Annotated in this window: 10 protein-coding genes; 5 read left to right on the plus strand and 5 right to left on the minus strand. The window is 73.4% G+C overall.

All coding sequences use genetic code 11. From position 1 onward, the window contains the following. A partial coding sequence (locus ADK67_RS44190; protein WP_197289915.1) for an endo-1,4-beta-xylanase occupies positions 1–466 on the plus strand: 466 nt, incomplete at its 5' end. 61 nt (positions 467–527) lie between these two features. Here the strand turns inward: ADK67_RS44190 and ADK67_RS44195 are convergent. The 3 genes from ADK67_RS44195 to ADK67_RS44205 form a co-directional block, all read right to left on the minus strand. Further along, the gene (locus tag ADK67_RS44195; protein ID WP_197289916.1) at positions 528–2,684 is read right to left on the minus strand and encodes an esterase-like activity of phytase family protein; all 2,157 of its coding nucleotides are present in this window, start codon (positions 2,682–2,684) and stop codon (positions 528–530) included. A gap of 149 nt (positions 2,685–2,833) precedes the next feature. After that, positions 2,834–3,097: a hypothetical protein gene (locus tag ADK67_RS44200; RefSeq protein ID WP_157621586.1), complete on the minus strand. Its 264-nt coding sequence runs from the start codon at positions 3,095–3,097 to the stop codon at positions 2,834–2,836. 82 nt (positions 3,098–3,179) lie between these two features. After that, on the minus strand, positions 3,180–4,232 hold the full coding sequence (locus ADK67_RS44205) for a magnesium and cobalt transport protein CorA (protein ID WP_053722630.1): 1,053 nt from the start codon (positions 4,230–4,232) through the stop codon (positions 3,180–3,182). Positions 4,233–4,549: 317 nt separating this feature from the next. Between ADK67_RS44205 and ADK67_RS44210 the strand changes: the two genes are divergently transcribed. After that, a complete protein-coding gene (locus ADK67_RS44210; RefSeq protein ID WP_053722602.1) occupies positions 4,550–5,752 on the plus strand; it encodes an MFS transporter in 1,203 nt (400 codons plus the stop codon). Between the two features lie 51 nt (positions 5,753–5,803). Further along, positions 5,804–6,625, plus strand: a complete 822-nt coding sequence (locus ADK67_RS44215) for a hypothetical protein (protein ID WP_157621588.1) — start codon at positions 5,804–5,806, stop codon at positions 6,623–6,625. A 66-nt stretch (positions 6,626–6,691) separates the two neighbouring features. Here ADK67_RS44215 and ADK67_RS44220 read toward each other — a convergent pair whose 3' ends face one another. Both ADK67_RS44220 and ADK67_RS44225 read right to left on the minus strand, forming a co-directional pair. After that, on the minus strand, positions 6,692–8,539 hold the full coding sequence (locus tag ADK67_RS44220) for an ABC transporter ATP-binding protein (protein WP_053722604.1): 1,848 nt from the start codon (positions 8,537–8,539) through the stop codon (positions 6,692–6,694). A gap of 191 nt (positions 8,540–8,730) precedes the next feature. Continuing rightward, positions 8,731–10,332, minus strand: coding sequence for a tannase/feruloyl esterase family alpha/beta hydrolase (locus ADK67_RS44225; protein WP_053722605.1), 1,602 nt, complete (start codon positions 10,330–10,332; stop codon positions 8,731–8,733). A gap of 196 nt (positions 10,333–10,528) precedes the next feature. On the opposite strand from ADK67_RS44225, the gene ADK67_RS44230 reads away from it, so the two are divergent. Together ADK67_RS44230 and ADK67_RS44235 are read left to right on the plus strand one after the other, a co-directional pair. After that, complete coding sequence (locus tag ADK67_RS44230; protein WP_053722606.1) at positions 10,529–11,104, plus strand: CGNR zinc finger domain-containing protein; 576 nt, start codon at positions 10,529–10,531, stop codon at positions 11,102–11,104. After that, the gene (locus ADK67_RS44235; RefSeq protein ID WP_053722631.1) at positions 11,104–13,899 is read left to right on the plus strand and encodes an ATP-binding protein; all 2,796 of its coding nucleotides are present in this window, start codon (positions 11,104–11,106) and stop codon (positions 13,897–13,899) included. The genes ADK67_RS44230 and ADK67_RS44235 overlap by 1 nt, the downstream gene beginning before the upstream one ends. Positions 13,900–13,959: the final 60 nt, after the last annotated feature.

Genomic DNA, 13,959 nt, shown 5'->3' on the forward strand with positions numbered 1-13,959 from the left:
CACGGTGTGGGGCATCCGGGACACCGACTCGTGGCGCGCCTCGGGCACCCCGCTGCTGTTCGACGGCTCCGGCAACAAGAAGGCCGCCTACACCTCCACCCTCAACGCCCTCAACGGCGGCGTCGTGCCGACCTCCACCACCACGACCACACCGACGACACCGACCAGCACCACGACGACCACCGGCCAGCCCGGCGGGAGCTGCACCGCGACGTACTCGGAGGGCACGAAGTGGAGTGACCGCTTCAACGGCCAGGTGACCGTCTCGGGCGCCGACAACTGGGTGGTGACGGTGACCGTGAGCCCGCCGCAGAAGATCATCGCCACCTGGAACGCCACTACCGGCTGGGACAGCAGCGGCAACGTGATGACCGCACGTCCCAACGGCAACGGCAACGTGTTCGGCTTCACCATCCAGCACGGGGGCAACTGGAACTGGCCCAGCCTGACCTGCCGCACCGGCTGACGGTTCGCGGACAGGGGAGGCCCGGCGCGCGCCGCCAGGCCTCCCCTGTCGGGCGTCGTGCCTAGCGGATCCAGCCGAGGCGGAGGAAGACCGACTCGCCCGGCGCGTCGTCCACGCCGTCGTTGTCGACCACGCCGACCAGGCGGCGCAGCGGGCCGTCGCCGACGACCGCCAGGCCCTCCGGCTTGTCGTGCGCGACGCCGCCGCCCGCGGTGAGCGCCGGCAGCAGGTCGCGTGCCTCGGTCTTCGCGGCCAGTGGCTTGGGCTGACCCGCGGCGGCCGTGGCCAGGGCCGAGAGGTCCACCCGGTAGACCTTCTTGGTCACCGCGGCGGCACCGCGCTGGTTGTCGCGTTCGAGCACCAGCAGCGTGCGGTCGTCCAGCGCGGTCACCTCCGACAGGCCCACCCAGCCGGTCGACGCGGCGTCGAGCGGGTACGCCGCGAACGACCACTCGCCCGTCGCGGGGGTGAAGCGGGCCAGGGTCGCCTCGCCCCGCCGGTCGTTCTTCCACTCCCGCTGCACGGCCAGCCACACCTGCTCGCCGTCACCCCGGCCGGTGGTCGTCACGCCCTCGAAGCCGTTGCTCGTGGCCGTCGCCGCCACCTCGGCGGGCAACGGCACCTCGCGCACGACCTCACCCGTCCGGGACACCTCGACCAGCAGGTTCGGCCGCGCCTTCCCGTCGCCCTCGGCGGCCACCCAGTAGCCGCCGTCCCGCCGCGCGGCGATGCCCTCGCCGTCGTAGTCCACCGGCCGTCCGCCCTTGGTCACGGTCAGCTCCGCGCGCACGCGGGCAGGCGCGGACCGCGTGTCGATCGTCAGCACGCGGGTCGGGACGTACGCCGAGTCGGTGATCGCCACGACGTCACCGCGGTTGCCCGGGATGCCGGACAGCCCCGACAGCGCGCCGAACCCGATGCCGTCGGACACGATCGACGGTGAGCCCTCGTTGCGCGCCAACGCCACGGTCAGCGGCGTGCGGGTCAGGCGGTAGGACGTGAGCGACGACCGGACGCCGTCCTCGGCGGAGTCCTCCTCGGCCGACACGACCAGCGTGCCGGTCGCCGGGATCGGCAGCAGGCCTTCCGGGCCGACGCCGGTCGGCAACGCCTGCACGAAGCGCGGCCGGCGCGGGTCGTCCACGTCGTAGACGGCGACCAGGTTGGCGCGTTCGAGGCCGACGAACGCGTACCGGTGCCTGCCGAACGACGCCACGGCCAAGCCCTCCGGCTCGACGCCCTTGTTGTCCGAACGGCCGTCGGGGTACTGGCCCTGGCGGATCGCCACCTGCTGGAGCTCGTTGCCCGAGGAGAACACGACCCGGCCGGACGCCGCGTCGAACACCGTCCACGTACGCGAACCGCCCTGGTAGTCGCCCTCGTCGGCGGTGCCGAGCGTGCGGTCGTCCAGCCAGGCCACCGCGTCGGGCTCGCGGGCCGCGGTGATCGTCGCGGTCGGGTCGATCCGGCCGTCGTCCGCGACGTCCACGCCCTCGACCGTCACCGTGCCGGCCGAGAAGTGGTTCACCACCTCCGCCGAACGCAGGTCGACGATCGCGATGTGGTTGTTCTCCTGCAACGTCACGGCGGCCTGGCCCCGGCCGTTGACGCTGACGTACTCGGGTTCCGGGTCTTCCGGCGCGACCTCGGCGAGACCGGTGAGGCCGACCCGGCGCACCGTCCACGCCCGCGGACCACCCGCGAGGTCGACGACGGCGAGGAAACCGGCGGGCGCCTGCGGGAGCGCGCCGTCGGCGACGTCTTCGTCACGCTGGTTCTCGACGGCCACGGCGGCGTGGCGCCCGTCGGGGGAGATGTCGATCGAGTCCGGCTGCCCGCCGAGGTCGTGCGTGGCCACGACCGCCTCGGCGTCCAGGTCGACCACCACCAGCACGCCCGACGGCGCGGTGGACGACTCGGAGGTGTCGACGGCGACCAGCGCCAGCCGGCCGAGGACGTCCACCGACGTGGGCTCGCCCGGCAGGTCGAGCACGCCGGCGGGGGAGAGCGCGCCGTCCCGGCCCAAGGCCGCGAACCCGATCCGCCCGGCGGGGGAGTCGGTGTAGACGACGGTCCGGCCGTCCGCCGTCGCCGCCGCGATCTCGGCGGCGGTGTGCTCACCGGCCGAGCTGTTGGCGAACACGGACAGCGTGCCGACCCGCTGGAACCGGTCGGGCGGTGTCGCCGTCGCGGCGGGCGCCAGCAGCGACGCGGTCACCCCGCACACCATCAGACCTGCGAGAACACGAACCGGACGGCTCACGGGGCCTCCAACCTCGACGACGGCGCGCGCTTTGTAACCCATCGAGGCGTCCCGGGGGTGAACACCGGGTGGCGAGCGACCGCACCGTCACGTGGCGGGTTGTCCTAGTGGCCGCGGGCCTCCATGACCAGCAGCATCAGCGAGAGCAGCAGTTGCAGGACGGCGAGGCACGTGCCCGTGACCGCGGTCCAGTCCAGCCGGTACTCGGTCTTGGTGGCCATCGACAGCGCGCCGCACGCCACCGCGCCGACCGCCATGACCGTGCCACCGGCCGGGATCGGCCAGCTGAGCAGGGCGAGGCACAGTGAGATCGGTCCGAGCCAGGCGTCCTTGCCCGGGCGGTCTTTGGCGGGGAGCTGCCGCATCATGTCGTCCATGGTGCCGTGAGCCGGATCCGCGGGACGCGCCGCCACCGCCTTGGGGCGCCGGGCGCGTGCCTCCCGCGTTTCGTCACAGCCACCGGTTGCGCTTGAACAGCCGGTACAGGGTCACGCACACGGCCAGCGTCGCCGACAGCACCAAGGGGTAGCCGTACTGCCAGCGCAGCTCGGGCATGTGGTCGAAGTTCATGCCGTACACGCCCGCGACCATGGTCGGCACGGCGATGATCGCCACCCAGGCGGACATCTTCCGCATGTCGTTGTTCTGCTGCAGCGACACCTTGGCCAGCGTCGCGTTGACCAGCGTGGTCAGCATCTCGTCGAAGGCGACGACCCGTTCCGCGGCGGCCGTGAGGTGGTCGTCGACGTTGCGGAAGTAGGAGCGCACCACGTCGGGCACCAGCGGGCCGCACGCGCCCTCGCTGAGCTTGCGCAGCGGGCCCGCCAGCGGCATCACGGCCCGCCGCAGCTCCATGATCTCGCGTTTGACCAGGTACATCTGCTCGACGCCGATCTCGCTGCGCGGCGCGAACACCGCGGTCTCGACCAGGTCGACGTCACCCTCGAACGCCTCGATCACCTCGCGGTAGCCGTCGACCACGCGGTCGGCGATCTCGTGCAGCACCATCGCCGGCCCCGCGGCCAGCAGGTGCGGCGCGGCCTCCAGCTGACGGCGCACGTCGCCCAGCTCCGAGTGGTGGCCGTGGCGGACCGTGACGACGTAGTCGTGGCCGACGAACACCATGATCTCGCCGGACTCCACGATCTCGTTCGCCGTCGTCGGCGACTCGTGCTCCACGAACCGCAGGGTCTTGAGCACCATGAACAGGTTGTCGTCGTAGCGGTCGAGCTTGGGTCGCTGGTGGGCGTGCACGGCGTCCTCGACGGCCAGCTCGTGCAGCCCGAACGCGTCGGCGACGTCGCGGATGCGGTCCTCGTCGGGCTGGAACAGCCCGACCCAGACGAACCCGACCCCGCGCGCCCGCACCTCGGCGACCGCGTCGGCGGGCGTCCAGTCGCCGGGCAGCCGCACACCGTCGACGTAGACCGCGCACGCCACCACGGCGTCCCGCCGCACGTCCGAGACCGCGCCGGGCGCTCCGTCGGCGGCAGGGCTCACCATGCCGATCATCCTGCCGCACTCGCCTCCCGGACGGGTGACGGACGCGAATGCGTGTTCGACGGGTTCGGTGTCGGGGCGGCCCGGATCCGGGTCAGTCCACAGTGGACTGTCGGCGGTCCGCTGCCTTCGACCTCCGGGTGCGGGATGGTCTGGGGGTGCCGGAACACGGGGGATGTCTCGCGGGCGGGACGGGGAGCGGCGCGCTGACGTCGTCGAACGGTCCTGCGCAAGGTCATTCGGTTGCGGTGTTAGGGATCGTTCCCTACCGTCCGATCGGCATCGCACGCCGACTCCGTGAACAGAACCGAGGAAATCCCATGAGTGCAGACACGCGTCCCGCACCGAGCCGGGCGCGGACCGCCCTGGCGCTGACCGCGTTGTTCTGCGGCACGTTCGTGATGGGCAGCGCCGAACTGATCGTGGTCGGCATCCTGAACCTCATCGCCGCGGACCTGGACGTCTCGATCGGCACCGCCGGCAGCCTCGTCACCAGCTACGCGCTGGGCATCTCCCTCGGCGGTCCGGTGCTGACCGCCCTCACGATCAGGTTCGCCCGCAGGCGGCTGCTCCAGGTCTCGTTGGCCGCGTACGTCCTCGTCAACGCCGTCGCCGTGGTGGCCACGACCTTCGGCCTGCTGCTGGCCGCCCGCGTGCTCACCGGGGCGCTGCACGGCCTGTTCATCGGGGTGGCCTTCGCGGTCGGGGTGGGCATGATGCCGCCGGAGAAGATGGGCAAGGCGATCTCGTTCGTCTTCGGCGGCATCGCCGTCTCGACGGCGCTCGGCGTCCCGATCGGCACCCTGATCGGCCAGAGCCGGGGCTGGGAGGCGTCGTTCGTCGCGATCGTCATCGCCGGCGTGCTCACGCTCGCGCTGGCCCTGGCGGTCATCCCGGCCGTGCCGAACTCGGGCATCGGCGGCTTCGGCGCGCAGGCCAGGCACGCGTTCGCGCCCAAGGTCCTGGCCCTGCTCGGCCTCGGCTTCCTGATCATGGGCGGCCAGTTCGCCGGCCTGACGTTCATCCAGCCGTTCCTGGCCGACGTCACGGGGGTCTCCGGCGGCACGATCGCGGTCTTCCTGCTGGTGTACGGCATCGCCAACGCGGTCGGCACGTTCGCGGGCGGCGCGGCGGCGGACCGGAACGCGGCCGCCACGATCGTCCTCGGCGGCGTCGTGCTGGTGCTCGCCCTCGCCGCGCTGTACTTCCTCGGCTCGAACCCGGTGGTCGCGGCGATCGCGCTGTTCGTGTGGGGGATCGTCGGTTTCGGCATGGTCCCGTCGATCCAGCACCGGGTCGTCGGCCTCGCCGGTCCGGGCCGTGACCTGGCGGCCACCCTGCCCGCGTCCGCCGTGACCCTGGGCATCGCGATCGGCGCGCTCGTCGGCGGCTCGGTGGTCAGCCGCGGCTCGGACGGCCCGATGCTCATCTCGCTGATCGTCTGCGCGGCGGGCGTCGTGGCGGCTTGGGGGACCAGCTTCCTCAAGCCCGCGCCCGAGCCGCTGCGGGTGTCCGCAACCTGAACGGGTGGTTTTCGCGCACCGTGACCGCGTGGGGACGTTAAGTTGCCCGGTGTGAAGCGTTCCGTATGGGTAGTCGTGCTCGCCCTGGTCGCCGGGTTGGTGGCGCCGACGCAGGCCATGGCGGTGGTGCGGTCGCCGGGGGAGTGCGCGACGTCGTTGGACTGCACGGCCGCCGAGATCGACCGGATGGCGATGGCGGACCGGCTGGAGTTCCTCCGCCTGGTGCAGAGCGGACCCGCCGCGGAGCTGGGCGCGGCGGACCGCTGGCGCAACATCGAGGGCGTGCTGTCGTTCTTCCGCGATCACCGGCTCGGCACGCCGGGCACGTGGATCTCGCACGTCGACGCGGGGATCCTGGAGGGGATCGAACGCGGCGTCGCGCTCGCGCTGGGTCGCGCGACCGACGGCTTCGGCAACCCCGGTTCGGCGCGGTGGGCCGACTACCTGACCCGGCTGCACCGGGGTGAGCTGACCGTCCGCAACGTCCACGACCGGGCGTGGAGCGAAGCCGAGCAGGCCTCCACCGAGCACGGCGTCGCGGTCGCCGAGCAGGTGCACGGCCTCGTGCCGACGGCGGTCGAGCGCCGGTTCTTCCTGTTCTCGGAGTTCTACCGGTGGACGCTGCGCAACCGGCCCGTGGTGCTGGACCTGCTGCTGGTCTACGCCGCGCTGCTGAACCCCGTGCTGGTCGTGCGGCGCGTGCCGTTCGTGGACTGGCTGACCGACGTGCGCGAGTCCGCGCCGTCGCGCAAGGGGTCCGAGATGGCCTACGCCTACGCGCAGCTCGACCCGATCAACGGGGCGTTCGGCACCATCGACCTCCTGCTCGCCTACATCCCGGAGCTGTACGAGGAGTTCGAGGCCACCCGGTAGGGCTCCGGGGCGGGTGTCCGCTGTGGAGGGTCGGCGGTGTTCGCCCTCCACAGCGGTGGTCCACGGTCAGGACGGTTTCGCGCCCACCGCGTCCGGCTCACCCGCGTCGACGTCGTCGGGCGCGGTCTCGTCCAGGAAGCCGCCGGACTGGTGGCGCCACAGCTTCGCGTACGAGCCGTCGGCGTCGAGCAGTTCGGCGTGCGTGCCCTGCTCCACGATCCCGCCCCGGTCGAGCACGATCAGCCGGTCCATCCGCACGACGGTGCTCAGCCGGTGCGCGACGACGAGTGCCGTGCGGCCCTCCATGAGCCGCCACAGCGCCTCCTGGACCAGCACCTCGCTCTCCGAGTCCAACGCGCTGGTCGCCTCGTCCAGCAGCAGGATCGGCGCGTCGCGCAGGATCGCGCGGGCCAGCGCGACCCGTTGCCGCTGCCCGCCGGACAGCTTGATCCCGCGTTCGCCGACCATCGTGTCGAACCCGTCGGGCAGCGCGTCGGCGAACTCCGTCACGTGGGCGGCGTCGGCGGCGCGCCGGATCTCGGCGTCGGTCGCGCCCGGCCGGGCGAAGGCGATGTTCTCCCGCAGGGTCCGGTGGAACATGGCCGGGTCCTGCGGCACGTACGCGATCAGGCTGCGCAGGTCGGTTTGGCGCAGCCGCGCGATGTCCTGCCCGCCGATGAGGATGCGGCCCTCGTCGACGTCCATCAGCCGCAGCAGCAGCCGGGTGAGCGTGGTCTTGCCGCCGCCGGAGCGGCCGACCAGCCCGATCCGCGTGCCCGCCGGGACGTCCAGGTCCAAGCCGGTGAACAGCGGCTTGCCGCCGCCGTGCGCGAACACCACGCCGTCGAACCGGACCCCGGAGTCCTCGACCCGCAACGGTTCCGGGTCCTCCGGGTCGAGCACGGTCGGGTCGTCGAGCAGCAGTTCGGTGAACTGCGCGGCCTCGGTGAGAGCGCTCTCGAACCGCCGGTAGATCTGGTTGAACTCGAACATGATCCGCGTCGCGTTGGTGTAGTAGGCGAACGTCACCACGATCGCCTCCACCCCCAGCCCGCCGCTGACCCCGACGGCGACCGCGAGGCCGAGCGCGTTGGTCAGCACGGACAGCGGCGCCACCACCGTGTCGATGCGCAGGTTGCCGTAGTCCCACGACCGCAGCGCCAGCACCTTGGTCTCGGCGGCCCGGTCCCGGTGCTCCGCGCTCTCCCGCTCCTCGGCCGCGAACGCCCGCACCGTCTCCATGTTCATCAGCGTGTCGGCGACGTGCCCGGACAGCCGGGCGTAGGCGGCCTCGCGCTCGGCGACCAGGCGTTGGCGGCGGCGGATGAGCGGCGCCACCACGAAGCCCGTGACGAGGATCAGGCCGAGCAGCACCGCGACGAGCAGCGGGTGGTAGCTCCACAGCACGACGCACGCGAAGCCCAGCGGGATGATGTTGGCGACGATCCTGAACGCCACCGTGTCGACGAACTCCTCGAAGCGCGACGCGAAGCTCAGCACCCGCTTGGTGAGCGAACCGGCGAAGTTGTCGTGGAAGAACGCCGCGTCCTTGGCGAGCAGCGCGTCCATGCCGAACACCGACAGGTGCTCGATCCCGCGTCCGTCGGTGCGGTTGAGGCAGTGGACGCCGATGCGCCACAGCACCTCCGCGAGCAGCATCAGGCCCGCGAAGACCAGCACGTACGGCAGCACGGTGGCGAGACCGGTGTCGCCGCCGTTCGCGAGCCGACCCGCGAGCGCGCCGACCGCCAGCGGTGTCAGGTAGAGCAGGCACGTGTTGCCCAGCGCGGGCAGCACGAGCGCGCCCACGCCGAGGAGCCGGTGCCGTCGTAACTCCCGGCCGTACAGGCGCAGGGCGAGCAGCACCGCTGTTTTGCGTTTGTTGACGGGTTTTTCGGACCTTGGCGCAGCCATCCGACTCCCTTCGGGGGCACCTCGGGTGTTGTCGATGTTGCCCCACCGGACCGGCTGACGGCGATCGATTAACGGCGGCACGCCCTTCCGCGCCACCCGGAATTCCTTCTGCGCCAACGTTTCGACGAGTTGTCGCGAAACGCGCGGGCCACCGCCCGCACCGGGTGCCGGCGCGGGCGGTGGGGGAGGGGTCAGCGCAGCGCGCAGCGGTAGCTCGACGCGACCGCGGGATCGCCGTAACCGCGGTACCGCGAGACCCGGGGGTACGCGCAGAGGTCGCGGGTCCGGCTGCCGTCGGCCGTCGCCGCCGGCAGGGTCGCCGGCGCCCGGCCGTGCTCGACCCAGTCGACCAGCGCGCCGAGCGCGTTCGTCGGCGCCGGGCCCGCGCCGCCGCCGCAGTGCTCCACGCCGGGTGCGAGGAACAGGCGGTAGAAGTCGTTCACGCGGTCCGCGCCGCCCATCCGCCGTTCCACCCGGTCGCGGTAGGCGAGCGTGCCGCCGGGCGGGATCAGCTGGTCCGCCGTGCCGACGAAGGTGAGGAGCTTCCCGCCCGCCCACCGGAAACCGGTGAGGTCCGGGTCCGACGTGCCGATGACCTCGTCGTACTCGCGCACCGACTGGTGGAACAGCTCGACGAACCGCTCGTAGGTGATCGTGGCGGTGTCGAACGACGGCTGCTTCGCCAGGAACGTCCGCACCCAGGCGGTGGCGACCGGGAAGCCGGGCGCCGACGGCACGCCGTTCTCGTCGACCTGCGTCCCGGCCAGCCAGCCGAAGTCCGCGCCCTTCGGCAGCCCGGCCCACAGGCTCCTGCCGCGCGGGTCGGTCGGGCCCGCCCAGACCTTGCGCACGACCTCCGCGTCCGCGGCCGTCACGGTGACCTCCGCGCCGCCCGTGCAGAGCAGCGTGGTGCCCACCAGCGTGCGGGGGTCGTACCGGCAGTCCTCCGGCCGGTCGATGATGCCGTCGGTGACGCCGTCAGCCGGGTCGCAGGCCTCGATCGCGGCCCGGCGGAACCCGGCGAGGACGCAGTCGCTCGGGAAGTGGCGGTCGTTGTGCATCACGGTCTGCGGCCACAGGGTCGCGACCGCGAACCGGGTCCAGTCGACCGCCGGCGCGTTCGCCAGGACGCCGTCGAAGTCGCGCGGGTGGTCCTGCGCTTCCGCGTAGCCCTGCCGACCGCCGGTCGAGCAGCCGTTCCAGTACGAGTACGACACCGGACGGCCGTAGAACGCGCGGGTCACGGCCTTGCCGATCACGGCGGACTCGTGCACCGAACGGGTGGCGAAGTTGGTCACCAGCGTCGTGTTGACCGCACCGTCGGCGGTCAGGCCCCAACTGGTGTCCAAGGGGTTCGACGACACGCCGGCGTCGGTCGTCACGCCCGCGTAGCCGTCCTTGACGGCCTGGACCAGGGGCGCGCCGAAGTCGCCCGCGGCGTAGGCGCTCCCGCCGACGGCCTGCAGGCGGCCGGTCCAGCCGGCGCCCGGCAGCGCCACCGCGACGGTGACGTGGTCGTTCCCGTCGTGGGTGAGGGTGATGGTGAGCTGGCAGTACGGCGGCACGTCGGTGATCGGCGCGGGCGCGGACAACGGCGTCTGCGGGAACGTGACCGTCCCGCCGGGCCGGTGCTCCGCCCGCACCGCCTCGATCCGCGCGCCCGCCGGAGCGGAGACGGGCACCGGTGCGCACGTGGTGTCGCCGATCGCCCGACCCGCGGGTTCGGCGGACGCCGGCACCACGAGCAGGGCCGGCGCCAAGGCGGCCAAGACGAGTTTCGTCCAGAGTCTCATCGACTTCCTCAATGGTGATCGTGACCCGAGAAGGGGTCAGGAGCGCTCGCACGACGACGTGCGAGCGGTGAGGGAGTCGCCGAGCCCGAGACCGGGCCCGTCCGAGTGACGACCGGATCACCCTCGCACACGTATTCGCGACCTGTCAAACGACTATTGATTGGCGCTGGTATTCGTCACCTGCCAGACTGGTTACGTGAAGCACGCCTTCCCCTGCGGGGACCTCGCGTTGGATTTCGTGGGCACCCTGCGCGTCCGACGGAGTCCGGTGCCGCAAGACGTGCTGGACTCCCCGCGTGCTCTCGACGCGTGGTTCGTGGAGTCCGGGGTGGCCGATGCCGCGCCGGGCAGCGACGCGGCCGACCTCGCCGCGGCCGTCGCGCTGCGCGAGTCGATCTACGACCTCGTCCGGGGGCGCATCACCGGGACGCCTCCCGGGCCCGCGTCGGTCGACCTGCTCAACCGGGTGGCCGCCCGGCCGCCGGCGGTGCCCCGGCTCGGGCCGGCCGGGCGGGTGCTCACGGCGACGGCGGAGCAGGCGTTGTCCACCGTGGCGCGGCACGCCGTCGAGATCCTCGGTGGCCCGGCGGCCGACCTGCTGAAGGAGTGCGGCCGGCCGGCGTGCACGCAGGTCTACGTCGACTCCTCCCGCGGCTTCCGCCGGGAGTGGTGCGCGATGGCCGCCTGCGGCAACAAGATGAAGGCGCTGGCACACCGCGCGCGGCTGCGCGGCAACCCGCCGCTGCGCCCCTCGCGCCTGGTGGCCGGGTGATGCCGCTCCTCGGGCGGGACGCCGAGCTGAAGGCGCTGACCGAACTCGTGGACGGTCCGGTGGGCCGCGGCGGCGTCCTCCTGCGCGGTGAAGCGGGTATCGGGAAGTCCGCGCTCGTGGCGGAAGCCGTCGCCGCGGCGTCGATCGCCGGGCTGCGCGTGCTCAGGACGACGGGGTCGGAGGTCGAGCGGGACCTCCCGTACGCCGGGTTGCACCAACTGCTCTACCCGGTCCGGGCAGGGGTTGACGCGCTGCCCGGACCGCAGCGGGACGCGCTGCGGACCGCCCTCGGGCTCGCCGACGGCGACGAACCGGGCGCGTACCTCGTGGGTCTCGCCGCCTTGACCGTGCTGACCGAGGCAGCCGCGGACCGGCCGCTGCTGGTTGTCGCCGAGGACGTGCACTGGCTCGACCGCGCCACCCTCGACGTGCTCGCGTTCGTGGCGCGCCGGATCGAGTCCGAGCCGGTCGTGCTGCTCGCGACCCTGCGGGACGGTGAGCGCTCGCCGTTGCCGGACGCCGGGCTGACCCCGATGGCCGTCGGCCGGCTGTCCGACGAGGCCGCCGCCGCGTTCCTGGACGCGGTCGCGCCCGGCCTCGCGCCGGCGGCGCGGGAACGGGTGCTGGCGCAGGCGGCCGGGAACCCGTTGGCGCTGGCGGAGTTGCCCGCGGTCGCGGACGGGCTCGACCCGGTGCTGCCGCTGACCGACCGGCTGGAACGCGCGTTCACCGCCCGGGTCGCCGCCCTGCCTGCGGCCACCCGCACCGCGTTGCTGGTGGCGGCCGTGAACCAGAGCGACCTGGTCTCCGAGATGCTCGAAGCCACGGGTCTGCTGCTGGACACGGCGGCGGGGTCGGACGCGGAGATGCGGGAGGCTTCGGGCCTGGGCGCGGAAGCGGCGGCCGAATCGGAAATCAGCGGGCCGGGGTTGCTTGAGGGCGCGGCTGTCGGGGCGGACGTCCTCGCGCCGGCCGTCGAGCCCCGGCTGATCGAGGTCGCCGGCACCACGTTGACCTTCCGGCATCCCCTGATCCGCTCGGCGGTCGCGGCGGCGGTGACGTTCGCCGAGCGCAGGCGGGCGCACCTGGCGCTCGCCGAGACCCTCGTCGCCGACCCGGACCGCCGGGCCTGGCACCGGGCCGCCGCGACGTCCGGGACCGACGAGGACGTGGCCACCGAACTGGAGCGGACGGCCGACCGTGCCCGGCGGCGGGGAGGGCTCGCCGCCGCCATCGCCGCGCTGGAGCAGGCGGCCCGGCTCAGCGGGTCGAAGGACCGGCGGGCGGTCCGGCTGCTGCGCGCCGCGGAGCTGGCGGTCGAGGCCGGTCGTCGTGACACGGCCGAACGGCTGGTGCGCGACGCGCAGGCGCTGGACCTCACGTCGCGGCAGCGCGCCACCGCCGGCTGGGTGCTCAGCGGCTTCGAGGACGGTGTCCGCGAAGACGTCTCCCGGGTGGCGGAGCTGGGCGAGCTGGCCGCCTCGGTCGCCGACGACGGGCAGCTCGACACCGCGGCCCGGATCCTGTGGGGCGCCGCCATGCGGTGCTTCTGGGTCGAACCGGGCCCGGACGCGCGCCGTTCGCTGTTGGCGGTGGCCGATCGGCTGCCCGTCGACGGGCCGGCCATGGTTGCCGTCTCCGCGTACGTCGCGCCGTTCGAACGAGGTGACGCCGTGCTCGCCGAGCTGCGCGTCCTGGTCTCCGCCACCGGCGCGGACCCGGAGGTCGACCGGTACCTGGGCAGCGCGTCCTTGCAGGTCGGCGCGTTCGACCTGGCGGCACGCTTCTCCTCGGCGGCGGCACCCGGGCTGCGGGCCCAGGGGCAGCTCGGGGTGCTGGCCCGGGCGCTGACCGTGGAGGCGTGGTGCCGGACCCGGCTCGGCGACCTGACCGCGGCCGCGCCGGTCGCGGCCGAGGCGGCGAACCTGGCCCGGGAGACCCGGCAGCCGTTCATGCACGGGTTGGCCACGGCCGTGCAGGCGGAGATCGCCGCCCTGCGCGGCGACCACGGGCGAGCCGCGGCGCTGGCGGGCGAGGCGGAACGGGTCGGGCTCGCCGCGGGAGCCCGCCCGGTGCTGGCCACCGTGCGCCTCGCGAACGGGATCTCGGCGTTGGGCGAGGGCCGCTTCGAGGACGCGTTCGCGGACCTGAGCCGGGTGCACGACCCCGCCGACCCGTCCTACCACCTGGCCTTGCGCGCCTACTGCCTCCCCGAGCTGACCGAGGCCGCCGTGCGGGCCGGCCGGACCGACGCCGTGCGGGACATCGTGCGGGACCTGGAGCTGCCCGCCGCGTCGACGCCCTCACCGGCGTTGCACATCGGGCTGCGCCACGCGCGGGCGGTGCTGGCGGCGAACGACGAGGCCGAGGCGCTGTTCACGGCCGCGCTGCGGGCCGACCTGACCGGGTGGCCCGCCGAACGGGCCCGCCTGCACCTGGCGTTCGGCGAGTGGCTGCGCCGGCAGCGGCGGGTGGTGGAGTGCCGGACGCACCTGCGCACGGCCAGGGACACCTTCGACGCGCTCGGCATGACCGCGTGGGGCGAACGCGCCCGGCAGGAGTTGCGCGGCGCGGGGGAGTCGAGCCCGAACCGGGACCCGGACGCGCGGGAGAAGCTGACCCCGCACGAGCTGGGCATCGCGCGGCTGGCCGCCGAGGGCCTGACCAACCGGGAGATCGGCCAACGGCTGTTCCTGTCGCACCGGACGGTCGGCACCCACCTGCACCGGATCTTCCCGAAGCTGGGCGTGACCTCCCGGTCCGATCTGGGCGAGGCGCTGCGGTCGCTGCGGTGACGTACCCCGGGTGACGTACACGCGCGGCGTCACCCGACGGTCGCGGCGGCCGGCACCCCG

This window comes from Saccharothrix sp. NRRL B-16348 (assembly GCF_001280085.1).
In the GTDB taxonomy this organism is placed as follows: Bacteria; Actinomycetota; Actinomycetes; order Mycobacteriales; family Pseudonocardiaceae; genus Actinosynnema.